This is a genomic window from Psychroflexus halocasei (assembly GCF_900107595.1).
In the GTDB taxonomy this organism is placed as follows: domain Bacteria; phylum Bacteroidota; class Bacteroidia; order Flavobacteriales; family Flavobacteriaceae; genus Psychroflexus; species Psychroflexus halocasei.
In genome coordinates, this window is record NZ_FNQF01000002.1 from 240,106 (window position 1) to 264,702 (window position 24,597).

At 33.2% G+C, this 24,597-nt stretch carries 19 protein-coding genes and 2 tRNA genes; 8 read left to right on the plus strand and 13 right to left on the minus strand.

From position 1 onward, the window contains the following. Window positions 1–2: 2 nt before the first annotated feature. Window positions 3–1,175, minus strand: a complete 1,173-nt coding sequence (locus BLV84_RS03145; RefSeq protein ID WP_093239407.1) for a hypothetical protein — start codon at window positions 1,173–1,175, stop codon at window positions 3–5. A 136-nt stretch (window positions 1,176–1,311) separates the two neighbouring features. Between BLV84_RS03145 and BLV84_RS03150 the strand changes: the two genes are divergently transcribed. Continuing rightward, window positions 1,312–3,534, plus strand: a complete 2,223-nt coding sequence (locus BLV84_RS03150; RefSeq protein ID WP_093239409.1) for a TonB-dependent receptor family protein — start codon at window positions 1,312–1,314, stop codon at window positions 3,532–3,534. A 68-nt stretch (window positions 3,535–3,602) separates the two neighbouring features. Here the strand turns inward: BLV84_RS03150 and pyrF are convergent, their stop codons facing one another. From pyrF to BLV84_RS03185, 7 genes are all read right to left on the minus strand, one after another. Further along, entirely contained in the window at window positions 3,603–4,415 is an 813-nt protein-coding gene (pyrF, locus tag BLV84_RS03155; protein WP_093239412.1) for an orotidine-5'-phosphate decarboxylase, read from the minus strand. Window positions 4,416–4,424: 9 nt separating this feature from the next. Next, window positions 4,425–5,501 (minus strand): peptide chain release factor 1, encoded by a 1,077-nt coding sequence (prfA, locus tag BLV84_RS03160; protein ID WP_093239414.1) that lies wholly within the window; start codon window positions 5,499–5,501, stop codon window positions 4,425–4,427. Between the two features lie 180 nt (window positions 5,502–5,681). Then, entirely contained in the window at window positions 5,682–8,225 is a 2,544-nt protein-coding gene (locus BLV84_RS03165) for an adenosylcobalamin-dependent ribonucleoside-diphosphate reductase (RefSeq protein WP_093239417.1), read from the minus strand. Between the two features lie 210 nt (window positions 8,226–8,435). Continuing rightward, window positions 8,436–9,494, minus strand: coding sequence for a DUF3078 domain-containing protein (locus tag BLV84_RS03170; protein WP_093239420.1), 1,059 nt, complete (start codon window positions 9,492–9,494; stop codon window positions 8,436–8,438). A gap of 2 nt (window positions 9,495–9,496) precedes the next feature. Then, window positions 9,497–10,672, minus strand: coding sequence for an AIR synthase related protein (locus BLV84_RS03175; protein ID WP_093239423.1), 1,176 nt, complete (start codon window positions 10,670–10,672; stop codon window positions 9,497–9,499). Between the two features lie 78 nt (window positions 10,673–10,750). Further along, a complete protein-coding gene (locus tag BLV84_RS03180) occupies window positions 10,751–12,937 on the minus strand; it encodes a glutamine synthetase III family protein (RefSeq protein ID WP_093239426.1) in 2,187 nt (728 codons plus the stop codon). A 105-nt stretch (window positions 12,938–13,042) separates the two neighbouring features. Beyond that, window positions 13,043–13,990, minus strand: a complete 948-nt coding sequence (locus BLV84_RS03185) for a calcium/sodium antiporter (RefSeq protein ID WP_093239429.1) — start codon at window positions 13,988–13,990, stop codon at window positions 13,043–13,045. A gap of 118 nt (window positions 13,991–14,108) precedes the next feature. Between BLV84_RS03185 and BLV84_RS03190 the strand changes: the two genes are divergently transcribed. Further along, window positions 14,109–14,459, plus strand: coding sequence for a BlaI/MecI/CopY family transcriptional regulator (locus tag BLV84_RS03190; RefSeq protein ID WP_200796256.1), 351 nt, complete (start codon window positions 14,109–14,111; stop codon window positions 14,457–14,459). Window positions 14,460–14,463: 4 nt separating this feature from the next. Next, window positions 14,464–16,212, plus strand: a complete 1,749-nt coding sequence (locus tag BLV84_RS03195) for a M56 family metallopeptidase (RefSeq protein ID WP_093239435.1) — start codon at window positions 14,464–14,466, stop codon at window positions 16,210–16,212. Window positions 16,213–16,287: 75 nt separating this feature from the next. Here the strand turns inward: BLV84_RS03195 and BLV84_RS03200 are convergent, their stop codons facing one another. The 3 genes from BLV84_RS03200 to BLV84_RS03210 form a co-directional block, all read right to left on the minus strand. Continuing rightward, a complete protein-coding gene (locus tag BLV84_RS03200; protein ID WP_093239437.1) occupies window positions 16,288–17,238 on the minus strand; it encodes an aldo/keto reductase in 951 nt (316 codons plus the stop codon). Between the two features lie 74 nt (window positions 17,239–17,312). Continuing rightward, window positions 17,313–18,824: an OmpP1/FadL family transporter gene (locus BLV84_RS03205; RefSeq protein ID WP_093239440.1), complete on the minus strand. Its 1,512-nt coding sequence runs from the start codon at window positions 18,822–18,824 to the stop codon at window positions 17,313–17,315. A gap of 34 nt (window positions 18,825–18,858) precedes the next feature. After that, entirely contained in the window at window positions 18,859–19,986 is a 1,128-nt protein-coding gene (locus tag BLV84_RS03210; RefSeq protein WP_093239443.1) for a hypothetical protein, read from the minus strand. 118 nt (window positions 19,987–20,104) lie between these two features. Here BLV84_RS03210 and proS point away from each other — a divergent pair, with 118 nt between their 5' ends. The 4 genes from proS to rpsT all read left to right on the plus strand — a co-directional run bounded on the left by proS (window position 20,105) and on the right by rpsT (window position 22,087). Beyond that, window positions 20,105–21,583: a proline--tRNA ligase gene (proS, locus tag BLV84_RS03215; protein WP_093239447.1), complete on the plus strand. Its 1,479-nt coding sequence runs from the start codon at window positions 20,105–20,107 to the stop codon at window positions 21,581–21,583. A 65-nt stretch (window positions 21,584–21,648) separates the two neighbouring features. Continuing rightward, window positions 21,649–21,720, plus strand: a tRNA-Glu gene (locus BLV84_RS03220). Window positions 21,721–21,749: 29 nt separating this feature from the next. Beyond that, window positions 21,750–21,821 (plus strand) — tRNA-Glu (locus BLV84_RS03225). Between the two features lie 14 nt (window positions 21,822–21,835). Next, window positions 21,836–22,087 carry a 30S ribosomal protein S20 gene (gene rpsT, locus BLV84_RS03230; protein WP_093239450.1) on the plus strand — a complete coding sequence of 84 codons (252 nt, stop codon included), beginning with the start codon at window positions 21,836–21,838 and terminating at the stop codon, window positions 22,085–22,087. A 148-nt stretch (window positions 22,088–22,235) separates the two neighbouring features. On the opposite strand, the gene fumC is transcribed toward rpsT, so the two are convergent. Then, on the minus strand, window positions 22,236–23,627 hold the full coding sequence (fumC, locus tag BLV84_RS03235) for a class II fumarate hydratase (protein WP_093239453.1): 1,392 nt from the start codon (window positions 23,625–23,627) through the stop codon (window positions 22,236–22,238). A gap of 116 nt (window positions 23,628–23,743) precedes the next feature. Between fumC and BLV84_RS12490 the strand changes: the two genes are divergently transcribed. Further along, window positions 23,744–23,935: a hypothetical protein gene (locus BLV84_RS12490; protein WP_159429386.1), complete on the plus strand. Its 192-nt coding sequence runs from the start codon at window positions 23,744–23,746 to the stop codon at window positions 23,933–23,935. A 158-nt stretch (window positions 23,936–24,093) separates the two neighbouring features. On the opposite strand, the gene BLV84_RS03245 is transcribed toward BLV84_RS12490, so the two are convergent. Then, window positions 24,094–24,525 carry a DUF4168 domain-containing protein gene (locus BLV84_RS03245; RefSeq protein WP_093239459.1) on the minus strand — a complete coding sequence of 144 codons (432 nt, stop codon included), beginning with the start codon at window positions 24,523–24,525 and terminating at the stop codon, window positions 24,094–24,096. Window positions 24,526–24,597: the final 72 nt, after the last annotated feature.

A 24,597-nucleotide genomic window follows, 5' to 3' on the forward strand; every position in this document is an offset into this window, starting at 1 on the left:
AATTAGAACTGTTTTTTCAAAATTGTTTTAATTTTCGTCTTCACATCTTGAACTGCATCAAGCAACATTCTTTCATTAGATGGAAAGTTTACAAAACCTTTTTGAATTAAAAGCTGTTCTTTAGGTGTTAAGACTTTTGGATCACCTTTAAATTGAGCAAAGTTATTTTCAAAAACAAATAAACTTTCAAAATCTCGACTTGTAATTTGTTCATTTTTATAAAGATCGACAAATCTCACTTTTGCTCTTACCTGCACTTCTTTAGATTGTCTCGTTTCTAGGAACAAACCTTTAGCAACACTTATGATTTCTTCTTTAATCTTATTCCCGTTTTCATCCAAAACATAATTACCACGTCTATCTTTTTTATACTCCCAACCTTCGATAATTTCTCTTTCTAAAGGAATTTCTCGCTCTTGTAGTCTTTCAGGTGAAAAATTAAAATCAGTAAATTCAACAATTACTTTCTGGTCATAATCCAATTGCTCATTTGGATTATTGTGATAAACTGTCCAAAAATCATCGAGATGATAAGTTTCTAAATTTAATATTTCTCTTTGAAAATTCTTAGGAAGTAGAAGGTCCGTTTGATTAACTGAACTGATCCATACATAAGAAACACCGTTTTGATAAGCGATGTTTTGCATTTCTTTCAGCTGTTTGTAATGAGGATTTAGACCTTCAACTCTTTTCAAAAGCTGATAAGCTTTTCTGTAACTTTGACGATTATTTTGGTCGATCAAATCAAGCGCTTCACTAAATAATTGATCAGTTAAATTCCTTTTTGAATCGATAATTTCATCTGAGTAATCATTCAATTTGAAATTTAGAGCTTTATTTTTTGAAGATTTTAAAGGAAGTAAAGGTCGAATTTGATCTTGATAATATTTTATTTCTCTGTAAGATTCATAAAGATCTTGTGCGTTATTTTTTTGAGAATCACTTTCTAAAAAGGCAATATCTCTGTGTTTTTTATCTCTATATTTTTGAAAAGCATTAAATAACAAATCTGCATAAGCTTTAGACTTATCAGAGTTTTTATCTTTCTTGATTTTAGAAATCGCATCCAGCATAGCAGTTTTGTAATTTCCACTATTAATATCTTTTTGCGTGCTTTTTAATGTTGTACAACTCATTAAAATGATAAAAAAAGAGCTTATAAATATAGTTTTCATTAGATGTAAATTTATAAGCAAATTAACAAAATAAAATTTTAACAATTGTTGTTTAAATTAAATCTAAATAAATTTTTTTGATTTAAAAATCACACTTATATTTGCGCGTAATTTTAAATAAATCTAAGTAAAAGTGATGCGTAAATTAATGTTGAGTTTATTAGGTTTCTTAGTTGTAAGCTTTGCTTATAGCCAAGACCTAGCACCTGAAAAGGATAGTATTAATCAGCTTGAAGGCGTGACGATTGTTGCTAATAAATTACTAGGCAGCAAGTTTGAGGCCAAGAACAGAACAGGTTCTGCATTTTTTATTTCAAGCAAAGAAATACAAAAATTTAATTACATTGATGTTAATAATCTACTCGGTCAAGTACCAGGTGTTAACATCTACCAAGAAGAGGGTTTTGGTTTACGGCCAAATATTAGTTTAAGAGGAACATCACCAGAGAGATCGAGTAAAATAACCTTGATGGAAGATGGTGTTTTAATTGCACCAGCTCCTTATAGCGCCCCTGCAGCATATTATTTCCCTACGATTTCCAGAATGCAAAATGTAGAAATTTTGAAAGGTAGTAGTCAGATTCAATATGGCCCATTTACAACTGGTGGAGCTGTTAACTTTGTTTCAACAGAAATTCCTGATCAATTTAATCTTAACATGAGAGCGCAGTATGGCTCTTATGACACAAGTAATTTTTATACTAACATCGGTAATTCTCACGATAACTTCGCTTATATGCTAGAGTATAATAATTCTCAATCAGATGGATTTAAAAAATTAGATAATAGATCTGAAACAGGGTTTGATATTAATGACTTTGTTGGAAAGTTGAGAGTTAACACGAATTCTGACGCTAAAGTATATCAATCATTAGAATTTAAATTTCAATACTCCGACGAATTATCTAACGAGACTTACCTAGGCTTAACTCAAAATGACTATAATAAAACTCCTTTTAGAAGATATGCTGGTTCGCAAAAAGACAATATGGATAATGAGCACACTCAATTTATGTTAACTCATACAGCAAAATTTACAAATTTCTTAAGACTGACAACAACTGCCTATCGAAACAATTTTAAAAGAAATTGGTATAAATTAGACAAAGTTAAATTTAACGATAATTCTGTCAAGATCAGTAAACTTCTTTCTAACCCAAACCAATACCCTGATCACTTTTCAATCATAAATGGCTCACAATCAATCAATGAAGGAGCTTTAATCATTAAAAATAATAATCGTGAATACTATAGTCAAGGTATTCAGACAAAATTTGATTATCATTTTTACACTGGAGACATTTATCATGACGTTGAAATTGGTTTAAGGTATCATCAAGACGAAATAGATCGTTTTCAATGGGTTGATGATTATAATATGATTAACGGAAATATGAATTTGGTGTATGCTGGTGTGCCTGGCACTGAATCCAATCGAATTCAAGATGCAGAAGCTCTTGCTAGTTACGTTTTCTATAAATTAAAATTAGGTGATTTAACTTTAAATCCTGGTATTCGATATGAGACAATAAAACTTACCAGATCAAATTATGGCAAAGATGATGTTGACAGAACTGGAATTGACTTGAGCTACAGAGAGAACACTTACAACGAATTTATACCAGGTTTAGGAGCTAATTATAAATTTAATAATCAATTGTCTGTATTCGGTGGAGTTCATAAAGGGTTTGCACCTGGAGGCTCGTCTCCTGGGGAAGAAGCTGAGCAAAGTATTAATTACGAAATTGGTACTCGCTTTAATTACAAAGGTCTTAGTGGAGAAGTTGTTGGATTCTTTAATGATTATAGTAATTTGCTAGGAAGCGACTTAAATGCAACAGGTGGTACGGGAAGCCTTGAGCAATTTAATGCTGGTGAGGTTAATGTTGCTGGCGTTGAATTTCTTCTTGGCTACAATCTTTTATCTTCAAGTAAAAGTATAGATTTACCTATCAATTTTGCTTACACATATACTGATACAGAATTTCAAAATAATTTCGAAAGTGGAATTGGCACTTGGGGTGAAGTTTTTGAAGGAGATGAAATGCCTTATATTTCAAAGCATCAATTCAATTTAGGAGCTAGCCTAATAGCACAGAGGTTTCAAATAAATACAAATCTTAGATATAGAGGTGAATTTAGAACTCAGGCTGGTTCTGGGTCAATTTCTAATAATGAAAAAGTTGGTAGCAATTTAGTGGTTGATCTTTCTGGAGAATATCAATTAACTGATAATTTCAGTTTGACTGCTAACATCATAAATTTATTGGATAATGAATATGAAGTAGCGCGAGTCCCTGCTGGTTTGCGTCCTGGTCATCCATTTGGAATTTATGGCGGGTTTAAATTTAATCTATAAAAAGTTTTAATTTCCATAAAACACAAAAGGCTTCATGTGAAGCCTTTTGTGTTTTAAAAACTATTACATTAAAAATATTTTTCCATTTTTTGCTGCATGGCTTTAGCCTCATTTCTAGCAGCCTCTGCAAAATCAGTACCTGAAGATTTGTAAATGATGCCTCGTGAAGAGTTTATAAGAAGGCCATAATTATCAGACATACCATATTTGCATACCTCATCAAGATTTCCGCCTTGTGCACCTACTCCTGGGACAAGTAAAAATGATTTTGGCAAATGCTTTCTGATAATTTTTAGATATTCTGGTTTAGTTGCACCGACGACATACATCAAACGCTCTGAGTTATTCCAAGTTTTAGATTTTTGCATGATTTTTTCAAAAAGATAAGTGTCATTTTCAATCTTGCTCAATTGAAAATCTTCTGAACCTTGATTAGAAGTTAAACCTAACATAATCACGTGTTTTTCTGGAAATTCTAAGAATGGCTCTACAGAGTCTTTCCCCATGTAGGGAGCAACCGTCACCGAATCAAAACCCAAATCTTCAAAAAAAGCCTTTGCATACATTCTAGATGTATTTCCGATATCACCACGTTTAGCATCAGCAATTGTAAAAATATTGGGATAGTTTTCTTGTAGAAAAGAAATTGTTTTTTCTAATGATTTCCAACCTTTTAAACCATAAGCTTCATAAAAAGCTAAGTTGGGTTTATAAGCAACAGCAAAATCAGCTGTCGCTTTGATAATCTCTTTATTAAACTCAAAAATAGGGTCATCAAGTTTTAATAAATGTTGTGGAATTTTTTCTAAATCAACATCTAAACCAACGCACAGCATTGATTTTTTTAATTTGATTTGCTGTACAAGATTTTCGGTTGTCATTCTAATAAATTATAGAGAATCAGAAATATTTTTTAGCTTTTCAGTATTATCAACAAGTTTTAGCTCTTCAATAATTTTGTCTATATCTCCGTTTATAATGCTATCAAGATTATATAAGGTTAAATTGATACGATGATCTGTAACTCTTCCTTGAGGATAATTGTAAGTTCTAATTTTCGCACTTCTGTCACCACTTGTCACCATGCTTCCACGCTTTTCAGCATCTTCAGCTTGCTTCTTAGCTAGCTCCATTTCATAAAGTCGTGAACGCAAAACTTTAAAAGCTTTCTCTTTATTTTTATGTTGAGATTTTTGGTCTTGGCATTGCGCGACAAGACCTGTCGGCTCGTGCGTTAAACGAACAGCAGAATAAGTAGTATTAACCGACTGCCCACCAGGTCCTGATGAACAGAAATAATCAATACGAACATCTTTAGCTTCAATTTCAACATCAAACTCTTCAGCTTCAGGAAACACCATCACTGTTGCAGCACTTGTATGCACACGACCTTGCGTTTCCGTTTGCGGAACACGCTGAACTCGATGCACACCAGCCTCATACTTTAAAGTACCATAAACATCTTCTCCTGAAACTTCAAATTGAATTTCTTTAAAGCCACCGTTTGTTCCTTCGTTATAATCAACTGTGCTCACTTTCCACCCTTTATTTTGAGAATAACGCGTGAGCATATTATAAATATCACCTGCAAAAATACTCGCTTCATCTCCACCTGCTCCAGCTCTAACTTCAACAACAGCATTTTTGGCATCTTCAGGATCTTTAGGAATCATCATCATTCTGATTTTCTCCTCAAGTTCTGGCAATTCTGACTCAGCATCTTCAAGTTGCATTTTAGCCATTTCAACCATTTCGGCATCACCTCCATCGGCAATAATTTCTTTGGCTTCAGCAATATTATCAGTTAGCTCAATATACTTATCACGTTCCGTCATGATGTCCTTCAGGTCCTTATATTCTTTTGATAAGCCAACATATCGCTTTTGATCAGAAATAATATCTGGTTGAATAATCAGGTCATTCACTTCGTCGAAGCGTTGTTTGATAATGTTTAATTTGTCTAACATAAATACTTTAATTGTGCTGCAAAAATAAGATAATTTATGAATTGATATCGGCTTGCAGAAAGATAACTGACAGAAAAACAAAAACTGCCTTAAAAGTCAATCATCACTAATCTTTTATTTAAAAAGAAAACAATGATTTTCGACTTTTAAGACAGTTAATAACTTATTGAGCACTATTATTTATCCACATTTAGAAGAACCGCAGTCCTTACAAGTTAGGCAACCTTCTTGATAAACCACTTTGTCCGAATTACAATTTTGACAACGGCCTTTTGCCTCAGTTCCATCTTCAACATAACGTTTTAAAGCACGAACAACACCGTTTTTCCATGTATTAATCGACTGACTGTCAAGCTGTAAACTATTAATCAAATCAACAATTTTATCGATAGGCATACCATAGCGTAGTGTACTTGAAATCAGTTTAGCATAATTCCAATACTCAGGATCAAACTTATGTGATAAACCTTCAATTGTTGTTTTATAACCGCGTTTATTTTCATATTGGAAATCATATCGAGAGCTTCCATCATCGTTTCTTGCTTTGATGACTAAACCATTGCTCACCCAACGCGGTAAAACAATACCATCTTCATCATCAGCCAAACCTGTAAAAATCTCATAAGGTTTGTCATTAATTGTACCAACGACAGCTATCCATTTTTCTTTATTATTTTGAAAACGAACAATTTCGGCAGTCAACACTTCAGGACGTATCGTCGGGAATGTTGTTAAAGATTCTGATTCCTCTTCTTTTTCTTCATTAGAAATCAAAACGCCAGAGCGTGAGCCATCACGATAAACTGTGACACCTTTACAACCTGACTGCCAAGCCTCAAGATATAATTGCCCAACTAATTCCTCAGAAACATCATTCGGGAGGTTGATTGTCACACTTATCGAGTGATCAACCCACTTTTGAACAGCACCTTGCATATGCACTTTACTCATCCAATCCACATCATTTGATGTTGCTTTATAATACGGTGATTCTTTAACGAGAACATCTAATTCTTCTTGTGAGTAATTTTTTTCTGTATCATGACCTTTAATTTTCATCCACTCTTTAAATCTATGATGAAAAACAACATATTCTTCCCAAGAATCGCCAACCTCATCTACAAAATCAACACGTGTATTTTTATCATTCGGGTTGACTTTACGTCTTCTTTTATAAACCGGAAGAAACACAGGCTCAATACCAGAAGTTGTTTGCGTCATCAAACTCGTTGTTCCTGTTGGTGCAATCGTTAACAAAGCGATATTACGTCGACCATATTCCATCATTTCGTAATAAAGCTGCTCATCAGCTTCTTTTAATCGCTGAATAAATGGGTTATTTTCTTCGCGTTTAGAATCGTATATTTTAAAAGCACCTCGCTCTTTTGCTGTATAAACAGAACCTCTATAAGCTGCGATTGCTAATGTTTTATGGACTTCAACTGAAAAATCATTCCCTTTTTTTGAACCATATTGAATTCCTAATGATGCTAACATATCACCTTCAGCAGTAATTCCAATTCCTGTTCGGCGACCTTCTTCAGCTTTCTTTCTGATATTCATCCATAGATTGCGTTCAGTTCCTTTAATTTCAGAAGATTCAGGATCACTTTCTATCTTTTCAATAATCGCATCAATTTTTTCTAATTCTAAATCGATGATATCATCCATGATGCGCTGCGCATAAGCCACATGTTTTTTGAAAAGTTCAAAATTAAACTCGGCTTCATCAGTAAAAGGATTTTCTACATAAGAAAACAAATTAATCGCTAAAAGTCGACAAGAATCATATGGACATAAAGGAATTTCTCCACAAGGATTTGTTGAGACAGTTTCGTAACCTAGATCTGCATAACAATCAGGAATAGATTCATTGATAATAGTATCCCAAAATAAAATTCCTGGTTCTGCTGATTTCCATGCATTATGAACGATTTTACTCCACAAACCAGTCGCATCAATTTCATGTGAAACTTTTGGAGATTCACTAAAAACAGGATATTTCTGTGTGTATGACTTTTGATCACGAACAGCTTTCATAAAATCATCATCCATTCTGACAGATACATTTGCACCAGTTACTTTACCTTGATCCATTTTAGCATCGATAAAATCTTCAGCATCTGGATGATTAACTGAAACAGAAAGCATTAAGGCACCACGACGCCCATCTTGCGCAACTTCTCGCGTTGAATTTGAGTAACGCTCCATGAAAGGAACAACGCCAGTTGACGTTAAAGCAGAGTTTTTGACATCGCTGCCTTTAGGGCGAATATGTGATAAATCGTGGCCAACACCACCGCGGCGTTTCATCAATTGAACCTGTTCTTGGTCAATTTTCATAATCCCACCGTAAGAGTCAGACTTACTTCCATTTCCAATCACAAAACAATTGGAAAGCGAAGCGATTTGGTAAGGATTTCCAATCCCTGCCATCGGACTTCCTTGAGGTACGATATATTTAAAACCTTTAATCAAATCGAAAACCTCATCTTCTGTCATTGCGTTAGGATATTTTTGTTCAACTCTTGCAATTTCAGATGCAATACGTCGGTGCATATCATCTGGCGTTAATTCAAAAATATTTCCTTCAGAATCTTTTAAGGCGTATTTATTAACCCAAACTCGGGCTGCTAAATCATCACCTTTAAAATACTTTAAGGAAGCTTCATAAGCTTCGTCTTGCGTGTAACTTTTTTTGACAGAATGTGCTTCAACTTTCATAAGGCTTTGTTTTAAAATGAATTAAGAATATTTTCCTTTTTTAAGGCACACAAACTTAATAAATTTTAAAAAATAAACACTCTAAAAAATAAAAGTTAACAGAAATAAAATACAAAACACTGAAAATCAATATTTTAATTTTTTATAATGAAAAAAAGTTGACAAATTATAATAGTTAGTCATTTAAAGAAGGGAAAAAAGTTAAAGGAATTAAAGCTCAACAACCACCCCAATTCCGAGCTGTTGCTTCCACTGAACTCGAGAACCACCTTCCACCATATCACCATCAGAGTTTTCAACTTTGATCTTGATATCATCATCATATTTCAGATGAGATCCGAAAGAAGCTTTAATGTATCCATTAACTTTAAAGTTTAAATTCAACTCCCAGTCAATATCTACATTTCCAAAATTATTAGCATAATCAGAATAAAGGCTTAGACGACTAAAAACCTCTACATTTTCTAAAACCTCCTTAGTTATTTCATTAGTGACTAATATACCTAGCTCAACACGAGATGTTTTCCCTTCTCTTATAATATTTCCATTCGCATCTTTTTCAGCTTCTCTGACACCAAAAGCACCTTGATTAGCCAAGCGTTGATTTAAGACGAAAGTTGATTTTAAAGTTAACGGAGAAAGATAAAAAATACGTTTTTTATCATCTGAAGTAAATTCTGCACCAGAACCTAAGAACAAATAACCCGGTGCCATAAATTGCGATATAGGTTTATCTCGATCTGGATAATTGTATCCATTTGAAAATTGAGACTTAAAGCTGAATTTTGAAGAATAGAACCAGTTCGAATCTTTAGTCACTCGATAACCCAATGTTGAAACAATTTCGAGATTATCATCTGTTTTCCTAACATCTTGGCTTTCTTGCTTATTGACACCAAAGCGCGTAATCAACTCATTGCTCCATTTTAAATCATCTTTAAGATATAGCCTTTTAAAATACAAGCCTACTAATCCAGAAATAGAGTTTGAACCTCCGGCATTCCAATTCACAAAAGAGACTTCACTTAAATCAAAAGTTAATTTATTTTTATGATCCCAAAAACTAACAGGCCCTCTAATTCTGACTAGATCTGCTCTCTCAAGAAGGTAATTTTTTTTAAGATCTAAACTTGTTCGAATTAAATCCTTAGGTCCTTTTGAGTAAAAAAATTGAGCAACAGACTTCTGCAACTGGATTTCACCAAAAGCTTGCCCATGAATCTGTTGAGATATTGTAACTATAAAAAAAAGAAAAAGAAAAGGTTTCATCTCTAGTAATCAAATGTTCCAAACTCACTTTTAATTGTCAATGATTTTTTTTCTGCAGCTTTAACATGACCTACAATTTGTGCGTCAACGTTAAAGCTTTTTGAGATTTCTATAATTTCATCAGCATATTTTTCATCAACATAAATCTCCATACGATGCCCCATATTAAAGACTTGATACATTTCTTCCCAAGAAGTTTGACTCTCTTCTTGAATCAACTTAAACAACGGCGGGACATCAAACATATTGTCTTTTATGACTCTTAAATCTTTGATAAAGTGGAGGATTTTAGTTTGTGCTCCTCCACTACAATGTACCATTCCGTTTATATTATTAGAGCCAATTTTATTAATCACTTTTTTAATAATTGGCGCATAAGTTCGGGTTGGTGATAAAATTAATTGCCCAACATCTAAGTCTACACCTTCAATTTTATCTTTTAATTTTTTTGAACCAGAATAAATTAAATTTTCTGGCACTTTCGGATCAAAACTTTCAGGAAATTCTGAAGCTAATGATTTATCGAGAACATCATGTCTAGCTGATGTCAATCCATTACTTCCCATCCCTCCATTATATTGTTTTTCATAAGTTGCTTGACCAGAAGACGATAAACCAACAATGACATTTCCTGATTTAATATTTGCATTATCAATAACTTCGTCACGTTTCATGCGACAAGTCACTGTAGAGTCAACAATAATTGTCCTCACCAAATCACCAACATCTGCAGTTTCTCCACCTGTTGTATGAATATTAACGCCATGCTCAGCGAGATCTTTACATAACTCTTCTGTTCCATTGATTATTTCTGAAATGACTTCACCTGGAATCAAATTTTTATTTCTTCCAATTGTCGATGACAATAAAATGTTTTCAGTTGCTCCAACACATAAAAGATCATCAACATTCATGATTAATGCATCTTGAGCTATTCCTTTCCAAACAGAAAGATCACCAGTCTTTTTCCAATACATATAAGCCAGCGATGATTTTGTACCAGCACCATCAGCATGCATAATGAGACAATGCATGTCGGATTGTGTTAAATGATCAGGAATAATTTTACAAAATGCCTGTGGAAAGAGCCCTTTATCGATCTTTTTGATCGCATTATGAACATCTTCTTTTTGAGCTGAAACGCCTCTTTGACTGTAACGATTGCTTGTAGCGGACATGGTGAAAAAATTTTGACAAAAGTAATGAAAAAAGAAAACCCTCGGTATAAAAGCCGAGGGTTTAAAGTGTAATAATTATTATTTGGTAAATAATAATTCTCTGTATTTAGTAAGTGGCCAAAGCTCATCATCAACTAGAAGCTCTAATTTATCACAATGATATCTAATATCTTCAAAAAACGGTTTCACCTCATCACAATATAGATGAGCTCGCTTAACAGGGTCCTCAATATGGTTTGCTTTTTTACGTGCATCAATCATCTGATCGATATTTTTATTGATATGAGCAATATGTTTTGAGATTGCTTCAATAATATTCATCTGCTCCTTAGCTTGATCTTTAAAATCTTTACCATAAATCTCTTTAAGACCTTTTACATTTTTAATTAAAACATTTTGATATTTAATTACAGTTGGAATCACATGATTACGGGCAATATCACCGATGAGTCGGCCTTCAATTTGAATATGTTTCGAATAATCCTCAATTTCAATATCAAAACGAGCCTTAATTTCAGTTTCATTCATTATTTCCAACTGAGTAAAAAGATCTATTGCCTTTTTAGATATCTTAGATTTAAGCGCTTCAGGTGTGTTTCTATAATTACTTAATCCACGGCTTTCCGCTTCTTCTTCCCAGGCTTTTCCATAACCATCACCTTCAAACCTAATTTTTGAAGATTTTTTTATATAATCTCTCAGCACATTAAATATCGCATCGTCTTTCTTCATTTTTTTTGAAGAGATCAAACCATCAACTTCTTGCTTAAACTCGATAAGTTGCTTGGCGACAATACTATTCAGCACTGTCATTGGGTCGGCACAATTTGCGGTAGAACCTACAGCTCTTAGTTCGAACTTGTTACCTGTAAAAGCAAAAGGAGAAGTTCTGTTTCTGTCGGTATTATCTAAAAGGATTTCAGGAATTTTACCAACAACATTCAATTTTAAATCTGTTTTTTCTTGAGGAGATAATTTCCCATCAGTTACTTTTTCAAGTTCATCAAGCACTTTTGTTAACTGAGAACCGATGAAAACCGAAATAATTGCTGGTGGCGCTTCACCCGCTCCCAATCTATGATCATTAGAAGCTGAAGCAATTGTTGCTCTTAATATTTCTTCATTTTCATAAACCGCTTTAATTGTATTGACAAAGAAAGTTAAAAAACTTAAATTCTTTGTTGGTGTTTTACCTGGACTCAACAAGTTGGAGCCAGTATCGGTAGCTAATGACCAGTTATTATGCTTTCCGCTACCATTAATTCCTTTAAAAGGTTTTTCATGAAAAAGAACCACAAAATTATGGCGTTCTGCGACTTTTTCCATCACATGCATCAATAAAGAATTGTGATCGACAGCTAAGTTGACTTCTTCAAAAATTGGTGCTAATTCAAATTGGTTAGGTGCAACTTCGTTGTGTCTTGTTTTAACTGGAATACCTAAAAGCAAACATTCATGCTCAAGATCTCGCATATAATTTAGAGCACGAGAAGGTATCGAACCAAAATAATGGTCGTGTAATTGCTGTCCTTTAGCTGGAGAATGCCCCAATAAAGTTCGGCCAGAAATCATTAAATCTGGACGGGAAGCTGCCAAAGCTGAATCAATCAAAAAATATTCTTGTTCCCAACCTAAAGTAGCTGTGACTTTATTGACCTTTTTATCGAAATAACGAACAACATCTGTAGCAGCTTTGTCTAAAGCCGTAATTGATTTGAGTAAAGGTGTTTTATAATCTAAAGCTTCTGCTGTATAAGCAATAAAAATTGTTGGAATACAAAGTGTCGTTCCCCAAATAAATGCTGGAGATGTTGGGTCCCAAGCTGTGTAACCTCTTGCCTCAAAAGTATTACGAATACCTCCATTTGGTAAAGATGAGGCATCTGGTTCTTGTTGCACCAATTGTTGTCCGCTAAATTTTTCAATGGCACTATTATCGTCAACTGTTTCAAAAAAAGCATCATGTTTTTCGGCTGTAGAACCTGTTAGTGGCTGAAACCAGTGCGTGTAATGTGTAGCTCCTTTAGAGGTTGCCCACTCCTTCATACCTGTAGAAATATGGTCAGCTAATTGACGCTCTATTTTGTCACCTTTATCTATCGCATTGATGACGCTTTTATAAGAATCACTTGTTAGATATTGACGCATAGCACGCTTGCTAAAAACATTTCTGCCAAACAGTTCTGAACGACGTTCAACTTCATTAATTTCGACAGGCTTTCTGTCAAATGTTTTTTTAATCGCATTAAATCTTAGAGTTGCCATAAAATATTATTTAGCAACAAAAGTAATATTTTTCAAAAAACACCCTGTTAATTTAAGGGTTAAATTTCAAAAAAAACAATATCCCGCTAAACACCCCCTATTTATTTAGGACTTAAAAGATAAAATTATAAAAACCAAATAAGGAATAATGATTAGAAAACCTTTATAGCGACCTATAGAATGTGTTTTTGGTAATAAAGCTAAAAGAAGAATTAAAAAAGCAAAAGCAATCATCCACAAAATATCATTCGTCAAAATTTCAATAGATTGCATGTTAATAGGTTGAATAAGGGAAGTAATACCTATAACAGAACCTATGTTGAAAATATTTGAACCGATTAAATTTCCTAAAGAAATTGCTTTTTCACCTTTAAAGGCTGCAATTAAAGAGGCTGCTAATTCAGGCACACTTGTTCCAATAGCAACCATTGTGATAGAGATTACTCGTTCACTAACACCTAAATCTTCAGCGATTGAAACTGCTCCGTCAACCAACCAAACAGAACCAAAATATAAGCCTAGCCCACCAATCACAAGCCAAATAAAAATTTTAAAAGCGCTGACACCTCTTAAACTATCACTTACTTCTTCAGTTTCTATACTGGTTTTACCTCTCACCTTTCTTATTAATATAAAAAGATAGATAAATAATAAAGCTAATAAAATGAGACCCTCATAAGAAGTAATCACATGACCTGTATATAAAAAATAATAGAACACACCTGAAAAAACAATCATTATTGGCCAATTGAGAAAATAAAAATCTCTATCGATAGAAATGCTCGTAATTATAGTAGTTACGCCTAAAACTAAACCGATGTTAGCAATATTTGATCCAACTACATTTCCTAAAGAAATATCAGAAAAACCATTTAAGGCAGCTTGCATAGAAACAATTAACTCTGGTGCTGAGGTTGCAAATGAAACAACCGTCAAAGCGATAATCATTTTTGAAATATTCAATTTAAAAGATAATGCAACTGATGATCTCACTAAATACTCACCTCCAATCACTAAGGCTGTAAAGCCTAATAAAACCAATACGACATCCATGCAAAAAAATTTTTGCTAAAATAGTATTTTAATTTTTTCTAAGATTAACTATTTAAATAGTTGTATAACTATAAAAATAGTTTACATTTGTTAACGTCACTTAAACTTTATAAAAATGATTCAGAAATTAACAGCCAAAGAAGAAGATATTATGTCTATTATATGGAAACTTAAAAAAGCTTTTGTTAAAGAAATTATACCTGAACTCAAAGAGAGCTTGCATTACAATACTGTCTCAACAATTGTTAGAAACCTAGAAGAAAAGAAATTCGTGGCTCATGAAGCATTTGGTAAAACGCATCAATATTACCCTTTAGTTTCAAAAGAAGAATACAGCAAACTCATTATGCAACTTAATTCGCAACGTTTTTTTGGTGGCTCATATAAAAATATGGTTTCTTTTTTTGCTGAAAATGAAAAAATAAGCAAGAAGGAACTTGAAGAAATATTAGAACTTATAAAAAAGTAAGCTCATGGAATTCTTAATATATCTCTTAAAATCATCTTTACTCTTATTTATGTTTTGGATGATTTACAAAATTTTACTTGAGCGAGAAACTTACCATTTCATCAAACGCATTTACTTAGTGTCAGGCTTATTTATCAGTGCATTTTTACCATTGATATACCACACAACTTATGAGAATTTAATTTTTGATCAACGAACTTTTATATCAAAATCAAATCAATTTGAAGAAACAATCATTACACCAAGTTTATGGGATGAAATTTTTGAATTTATTACACAACAACATCTCATTGAGATTGTATATATTTCTATAAGTGTAATTATTCTCGGTTACTTTATGTTTAATTTTTTGAAGCTAACTAAATCACTACGCGCTTCCGAGAAAATAACTAAAAACGGCATTCATTATATCAAAACTTCTAAAAATGAAGCCTTTTCTTTTTTGAATTACATCGTTTACAATCCTGATTTATATACCGAAAAAGAAGTTGATTTTATTTTAAAACATGAAGAAGCACATGTTCATAAAAAACACAGTTTTGACACAATTCTAATCATTATCTATAAGTCAATTTTTTGGATCAACCCAATTGCTTGGGTGTATAAAAAAGATATCGCTCAAAATCTTGAATTTGAAGCTGATGCTGAAGCAACAACAGAAACAAATAGCAAAGCTTACCAATATTCATTATTTAAAATGACTTCACAGAATTACATTTTACAACAATCATTCAAACAATCATCACTAAAAAAACGAATTATGATGCTCAACACTAACAACTCCAAGAAATCAATCTGGAAGGTCTTTATGATCACACCTTTTCTATTCGCTTACTTCATGCTTTTTCAAACAGAAACGAAAGCACAAGTTATTGAAACGACTAAAGTAGAAGCTGATGTAAATTTCGATCTTAAAGCTGAAATTACCAGGATAACTTCAACTTATGATGAAAAATCAACTTTAAAACAACTTAAGGAAGACATTGCTTTTATTAAAGATTCTTTTGACATAGACATCAATTATAGCCGTCTCAAACAAAAAAATGGTTTTATCACAGCCATGAAATTAAAAGTTGAAAAAGATGGCAACTCAAGTTCAGCTTATTCAAATAATTTAAAAGAAAACCCTATTTACTTCTACTATGATAAGAATAATAAGGAAAATACTTTTGGTGTTGGCACTGGAGAAATTGAAGAAGAACAAAAAGAATTTGCTGCAGAAATTAGAACTGAACAGATAGAAAATGCAAAATACATCATCATCAACTCTAAAAAATATAATCGCGAAGAACTTATAAATAAAAAAATATCAGTTAAGGATATGAACTATGACAAAGACGCAAAAACAGTATTTATTACTTCTGACCCTGAATTATCTCAAGCAATTTATGAAGGAAGAGCAAAGAATATATTTGAGAGAATTCAAAAAGAAACAGGTTCAGATATCATTGAAAATAAAAAGTTTTTGATCATTTCTGAAAAGCCAAAACCAATGTTATTGACAATAAATAAACTTTCTATAACTGATTCAGCTGAAAATGCTTCTGAATTTAAAGTTGATAATGTAAAGTTTGATTCAGCTGACCCTATTTATCTTTTAAATGGTAAAGAGATTGACAAAAAAGAAATGAATTCAATTGACCCTAAACAAATTAAAAGTGTAAACGTCGTAAAAGATAAAGATGAAATTGAGAAGCTTGGATACGATCCAAAGGAAACTCCTGGTATTATTGAAATCACAACTAAAAAATAAATTAGTCAGCAATCAAAAAAGCCTTTTGAGAAATTCTCAAAAGGCTTTTTTTGTGTTTAAAATCTAAATAATAATTTACTCGTCGTAAATATTTTCATACTTTCCATCTGAAGTTTCAAAAAACTTGCCATTGACATAACGAAAATGTTTATCAAGTGTTTTTAATTCATTCATTTCATCTTGGGTCAGATCAAAATTAGCTGTTTTCAAGTTTTGTTTTATTCTGCCAGCATTTGTTGATTTTGGAATCACGATACAATTTCTTTGTAAGTGAAAGTTAAGTAAAACTTGGGCTGCAGAAACATCATGCTTTTCAGCGATAGCGTTAACAACAGGGTTTTCTAATAAGCTTGGTTCGTTATCAGCTTTCATTTCAGGAATTCTATCTTGACTTCCTAAAGGAGAAAAAGCAGTCACCAAAATATCATTTTCGTGACAGAAATTAACCAATTCATCTTGATGTAAGTATGGATGTAGTTCAACTTGATTCATCTCAGGATGTTCATCAGTTTTTGACATTAAATCTTTCAGCTTTTTAATGCTAAAATTTGAAACACCAATATGCTTAACAAGTCCTTGTTTTTTTGCTTCAACCATTGCCTCCCAAGTTTTGATGATTGGCAAATCTTCTAGTGAGACAAAATCATCATCAGATTGCGGCATGCCTTCTAAACCTGATTTGAAGGCAACTGGCCAATGTATCAAATAAAGATCTAAATAATCTAAATTTAAATCAGAAAGCGTTTGCTTTAAAGCAGGGATAACATCTTCTTTTTTGTGCGCGTTATTCCATAATTTAGAAGTGATAAATATATCTTCACGATTGATCTCTCCAGCATCAAACAAGTCAGTCAACGCTTCACCGATTTCAGCTTCATTGCCATAAGTTGCAGCACAATCAATGTGTGTATAACCTGATTTTACAGCAGTTTTGACAGCTTCTCCTACAAGGCCATCTTTAGATTTCCATGTTCCTAAGCCGATTTGAGCTATTTGATCTCCGTTTCTAAATTTTAATGATTTCATTTACTTTTTATTTAAAAATAAGTAAAATCATTATTTATAAAGAAGCCTGAACAGAGTTTATAAAGATTTTAACCTTAAAACATAAATGCAAAACCTAATGAAATTTGATGGAGTTGATTATCTACATTAACAGGAGAATTAATCCCAGATTGCTTCATCATGACGTTGCGCTCTTGATTTGAATTAACATAAGATAAATCAACTCTTGTCATTCCGAAAGTATAACCCAATCCTGCAGAAAACCTATTGATATCACCAGCGGTAAAATCATCTTTGTAAGGGCTTTCAACATAAGAATACCCTGCTCTCAAGCTAAGATTATCAATACGATACTCACCTCCTACATTAATTCTATTTGAGACTTGCATCATATCATTGATTTCGGCATTTTGAGCTTCAAAGCCGTTACTTCTAAATTTCATCTGAGTGAAATCTTTTCTAGAATAATCAATACTTAGTAAAGCATTTTTGTTAAAAATCATCGCTAAACTTCCTGTCCATTTTCCTGGTGTTTTATATTTATAATCAGGAAAGACATTAAAAATTTCAGGATCGGCTGTTGCACTTCCAAAACCATCACCACGCGTTCTTAAGGTGTGAGATATTTTCTCTGAAACGCTCATCCATGTTGGCGTTTCGTAACTTACCCCAAACCTCAATTTATCATGAATGTTGTAAATCGCACCAAAATCTAAAGAAATACCTGAAGCCTGAACGTCCAATATATTATCATAAACAATTTTATTCACTCCAGTAGATGAAGAGTTTTGCTCATTGAATCTAGTAAAACGTGTATAGTCACTGAATGTCGCATTGACATTCATTCCCAATTTCAATCTTTGATTAATATCCAGCGCACCGTTGAAAGATATTTTACCGCTATTTCCGTCATAATTTTCATTGTAAGCCTGACGCAAATCAGTTGAGTTGACGTTAGATTGGTAGCTGTTTCCCTGAAGGTCACTTGGATCAATAGGATCGATTAAAAAAGACTCATAAGCCAAATAAGCTTCTTGACCTGAAAAACCATATTCATAAAGCAAATCATCATAACGAGAAAAAAAGGTTTCGTTGTTTTGAAGTGTGAAGTAATCGAGTGCAATACCGTTTGCTTTGTTCACGAAATAATCTCCAATAGACTGATTGTTTTGTCCTTCAGCATAAATAGCATTATTGATGTTGCTCGTTCTTTCGTAATTGACACCAAAAGCGAATTTATTGATTGCTGCATTTTCATTATTTGACTTGAAAACAAAAACGGCACCAGCTTGACTTACATCAAAACTGTTATCATCTGAGCTTCGCATGGTGCCTCTGTAAGCATTGTCATTACTAAAGGTATTAAAATCTAAAGAAAAACTTGATTGATTAAGTGCAAAAACGGCACTACCCGCTGGGTTAATTTTCAAAGCAGAAAGATCTCCACCTAATGCTCCAAAAGCGCCTCCCATTGCTGTAAAACGTGGTGTACCTTGAAGATCTTCAGTACTTAAAATAAGCGCATCATTCACTTCTTGTGCTTTACTTATAAAGCTTAGACTAAAAATGAATAATGCACTATATAAAATGTTTAAATTAAAACGCATAAGTTATGTTATATAATGTTAGTAATATATCAATTTATCTTCCGCCTCTTCTAGAACTTCTTGTTGACCCTCCCGTACTTCTTGAGCTTCCACTAGAAGATCTAATTGTACCAGTATTGCTACTTCCACTACTTCTTTTTATTGTTGAATTACTCGGAGTTGAACGTCTTGTAGATTTCGGAGTCACCTTGTTTGTTCTGTTAGGTGTGATAGTTCTAGTTCTTGTCGAATTAACATCACTTCTAACACGAGAATTCCTTACAGTATTTACAGGTGTTCGTCTTGTAGAGTTCCTAATGTCTTGACGAGTTCTTGCACTAATGTTACGTGGGTTAGCAACACGTGAACTCCTTGCTGAAACATTACTCCTTTGAGCATTACGATTACTTCTGATGCTTGAGGCTCTTCTTTGATTTGATTCACTTCTTGAAATATTAGATCTTGAATTTCTTAAATTTCTATTTGATCTAATTGATTGATTAGAATTGTATCCTCTGTAAGAGTTTGCATAATTCGATCTTCTGTAAGGATAATATGAATATGGATTTCTGTAATTATACCATCCAGCGTAGTAACCGCCGTACCACCCAAAACTCGGTCCATAAAATCCGCCATAGTGTGGAGAGTAAAAACCATTATAATGTAATCCATAATAACCATATCTCCATGGATTATAATATCCACCATAATAAGATCCGTAATAAGGAGCATTCCACCAACCACTGTAAAACCATGGATTATTTTGATGAATATTAATTGTTACTTGGCTTGGGTTGTTTCCCCAACCTGATTGACTAGCATTGTAATCAATATATTCACTGTCCTGATATGTATAGTCAGATGCTTGATTTTGAGCATTTAAAGTTTGCTGATTCTGAGATGAGTAAGAATCAATATCTGTAAAAACCTCATTTTGAGATCTAGCTTCAGATATCATATCTCCTTGCTTCTTAAAATAATCAGTATATTCACCTTGATTGGTCTGTTTTCTTTGCGATTCATTTTGAGTTTGAGTCGCTAGATTTCTTTCTGAAGTTTGTGCGTTTTCGTCTTGGTAAATCCCATCATACGCTGAAGCATTTGAATATGAACTACAAGAACTTACAACAACAATCAACCCAGAAAAGAGTAGTGTCTTAAATAAATTCTTTTGATTAAACATAACTTTTGGTTTTTAATTAAACATTAAACAAATTTACTTAGTTTTGTCCGAATAAAATAGCACTTTAACTAAGCATAATTACTACATAAGTTACAATAGTTATGCCAAAAAAAATATAATGGGTAAGAGTTTAACACGTAGAGATGAAGATTATTCCAAATGGTATAATGAATTAGTTGTCAAAGCTGACTTAGCAGAAAATTCATCAGTGAGAGGATGCATGACGATCAAACCTTACGGATATTCTATTTGGGAAAAAATCCAAGCTGAATTAGATAAAAAATTTAAGGAAACTGGTCATCAAAATGCTTATTTCCCTTTATTGGTTCCCAAGAGCTTGTTTGAAGCAGAAGAAAAAAATGCTGAAGGTTTTGCCAAGGAGTGTGCGGTCGTCACTCATTACCGTTTAAAAAATGATGAAGACAATCCTGGCAAACTTAAAGTTGATGAAAATGCTAAGTTGGAAGAAGAACTCATTATTCGTCCAACTTCAGAAGCACTCATCTGGAATACTTTCAAAAACTGGATTCAATCTTATCGTGATTTACCCTTAAAAATAAATCAATGGGCAAATGTGATGCGTTGGGAAATGCGAACTCGTTTATTTTTAAGAACAGCTGAATTTTTATGGCAAGAAGGACACACAGCTCATACCACAAAAAAAGAAGCACTTGAAGAAGCTGAATTGATGAATAACATTTACGCTGAATTTGCAGAAAAATTCATGGCGATTCCTGTTATTAAGGGTTTAAAAACAGAAAGTGAAAGGTTTGCAGGTGCTGATGAAACTTATTGTATTGAAGCTTTAATGCAAGATGGTAAAGCTTTGCAAGCAGGAACATCACATTTTTTAGGTCAGAATTTCGCAAAAGCTTTTGATGTCAAATACACAGGGAAAGATGGCAAACAAGATTACGTTTGGGCGACGAGTTGGGGCGTTTCAACAAGGTTGATGGGCGCTCTTATTATGACTCATAGTGACGACAACGGTTTGGTTTTGCCTCCCAACCTTGCACCATATCAAGTTGTGATTGTTCCGATATTTAAAAACGAAGATCAATTCGCTCAAATTTCAGAAGTAGCTCAACAAATTAAGGCTGATTTACAAGAGAAAAACATTTCAGTAAAATTTGATGATCGTGATACACATAAACCTGGCTGGAAGTTTGCTCAGCATGAAATGCAAGGGGTTCCTTTAAGAATAGCAATCGGACCAAAAGATCTTGAAAAAGGAACCGTTGAATTAGCAAGGCGTGACACTTTGGAGAAAAGCTTTGTGGAACAAGAAAACCTCGTTAATACGATACAATCAAAACTTGAAGAGATACAAAACAGTTTATTTGATAAAGCATTGAAGTACAGAGATAGTCACATCACTGAAGTTGATACCTATGAGGACTTCAAAAAAACACTTGATAAAAAAGGCGGATTCATTTCAGCGCATTGGGATGGAACTGCGGAAACGGAAGAAAAAATAAAAAACGAAACAAAAGCGACAATTCGTTGTATTCCTGAAAACACTGATAATGAAGAAGGTAAATGTATCGTAACAGGTAAAGCTTCAAATAAACGCGTACTTTTTGCAAAAGCCTATTAATTTTTTTCGTTTTTTGTTTGCACAAATGTAAATATTGTCTATTTTTGCAACCGCAAATAACAATTGGTCCGTTCGTCTAGGGGTTAGGACGCATGGTTTTCATCCATGTAACAGGGGTTCGAATCCCCTACGGACTACAAGAATTGAAATAATTAAAAAAATAAACGGTCCGTTCGTCTAGGGGTTAGGACGCATGGTTTTCATCCATGTAACAGGGGTTCGAATCCCCTACGGACTACAAAACATTTTACAATGGCAAATCATAAATCAGCATTAAAGAGAATTAGAAGTAACGAAACTAAGCGTTTGAGAAATCGTTACCAGCATAAAACTGCGCGTACTATTATTAAGTCACTTAAAGAAACAACTGACAAAGCTGAGGCTGAGAAAAAGCTTCCTGAAGTTTATTCTGCTGTTGATAGATTAGCAAAGAAAAACATTATACATAAAAATAAGGCTGCAAACCTTAAATCAAATTTAACGAAGCACGTCGCTTCACTATAATTTGTATTGTAAAAATTTTAAAAGCTGGTTTTGAAATCAAAACCAGCTTTTTGTGTTTATAATATTTCTTCAATCAAATTTCATCAATAAAAACGGCTGACTTTACATAAAATCAGCCGTTTTTTTAGTGATGAAAACGTTCAAATCATTAAGAATTTGTCATTTCTTTTGGCTTAACCCAAGCATCAAATTCCTCTGCAGTTGTATGTCCAAGGTTAACAGCTTCTTCTTTTAAAGTTGTTCCATTCTTATGTGCCGTATTTGCTATTTCAGCCGCTTTATAGTAACCAATTTTGGTATTCAGTGCTGTTACTAACATCAATGAATTTTCAAGCAATTCATCAATACGTTCTTGATTTGCCTCAATACCGGCAGCACAATTTTCATCAAAAGAAACAGAAGCATCTCCTAATAATTGTGCCGATTCTAATAAATTAGCGGCCATTACAGGCTTAAAAACATTTAATTCAAATTGACCTTGCATCCCTCCTGTTGTTACCGCAACATCATTTCCGATTACTTGACTACAAACCATTGTCAAAGCTTCACACTGAGTTGGATTTACTTTACCAGGCATAATTGAAGATCCAGGTTCATTCGCAGGAATTGTAATTTCTCCAATACCACTTCTTGGTCCTGAAGAAAGCATTCTGATATCATTTCCTATTTTATTTAATGCAACAGCTAATTGTTTTAAAGCACCGTGTGTTTCGACAAAAGCATCATGAGCTGCAAGCGCTTCAAATTTATTTTTTGCTGATGTAAAAGGATAACCTGTAAATTCCGAAATGTATCCAGCAACTTTTTCTGCGTAACCTTCTGGTGTATTCAATCCCGTTCCAACAGCTGTTCCGCCTAAAGCTAATTCAAGCAAATGCGGTAAAGTGTTTTTTAATGCATTTAAACCATGATCAAGTTGAGCTACATAGCCGCTAAATTCTTGGCCTAAAGTTAAAGGTGTTGCATCCATAAAGTGAGTACGACCAATTTTGACAACATCCTTGAAAGCTTTTGCTTTATGATCAAGTTGATCTCTTAATTGCTGGATTCCAGGAATTGTAACATCTACAATTTTTTTGTAAGCAGCAATATGCATTCCTGTTGGAAAAGTATCATTAGATGATTGTGATTTATTAACATCATCATTTGGTGCAATTTTACGCTCTCCTTCTCCTAGTTTATTTCCTGCTAATTGATGAGCTCTATTGGAAACAACTTCATTGACATTCATATTACTTTGTGTTCCTGAACCCGTTTGCCAAATCACTAAAGGAAATTGATCATCGTGTTTTCCATCGAGTATTTCATCACAAACCTGGCCTATTATGTCTCTTTTTTCTTCTGGTAAAACACCTAACTCACAATTGGTATATGCGGCAGCTTTTTTTAAGTATGCAAAACCATATATAATCTCTAATGGCATTGAAGCAGGTGCTCCAATTTTAAAATTATTACGTGAACGCTCAGTTTGCGCTCCCCATAATTTATCAGCTGGCACCTTAACTTCGCCGATAGTATCCTTTTCTATTCTGTACGACATAATTATAATTTTTGATTACATACAAATTTAATCAATATTAAGGTGAAGACATCGCTTATTATTCTAAATAAAATTATATCCAGTTTTTGTATTTTAAATTTAACTAATTCTTATATTTGTCAAAAATACATTCAGCCATGTTCGAATTTGATCAATTTTTAGGTTTCTTAGCTTTTCTCGTTATTTTGGGAATTGGTTTCTGGTTACTCATATTCCTAACAGCTATTATTCCTTACTGGATTGGTGGCGCATTAACAGAAAGATTGAAAGAAATCAAGGAAAGTAGAAAAAACAAAGAAGAAGCCTAAAAAGCTTGCTTCTAATGACTTATAAAAAAAGAGTTTCGAAACGAAGCTCTTTTTTTATGTCAAAAACTATAGTTTATTTTCAGTATAAAAATCAAAAAAACGCTCTACAAATTAAATTTGCAGAGCGTTTTTAATAAAAGAATAAAAAGTAAAACTATTTATTCTGTCATTTTTTGTTGTAATTTTTGTTGAAGCTCTGGACTTGTTTGCAATTTTTGCATAATTCCTTGGTAAGTCATCATGTCTAGACCTGCTTCTTTTATTTTCTTTTCCATATCTTCTTGTACAGAAGCTTGCTTCATTTTAATGTCAGCCATTGCTTTATCAAACTTTTTCTGTTCATCAGCTGTTGCTTCTACTTCTTTTCCTTCAGTCATTGAGGCTTCATACATTTCATTAAAACGCTGTGGCTCTAATCCTGCCTCCTGAATAACGCTCATCATCTCTTGTTGTACCTTTTGGCTTTCTTGTTGAACTGCAGTATAAGCATCTACAAACTTGTCTAAATCTGCATCACTTACTGAAGACGTTTGTGCAAATGCAAAAACACTCATTAAAAAAGCACCGGTAAATAAAATTTTCTTTAACATAAATATTATTTTGATTTCAGCAATATTAATAAAACTAAAAGAGTCAATAAAAAAAAAGACGTTAATATTACA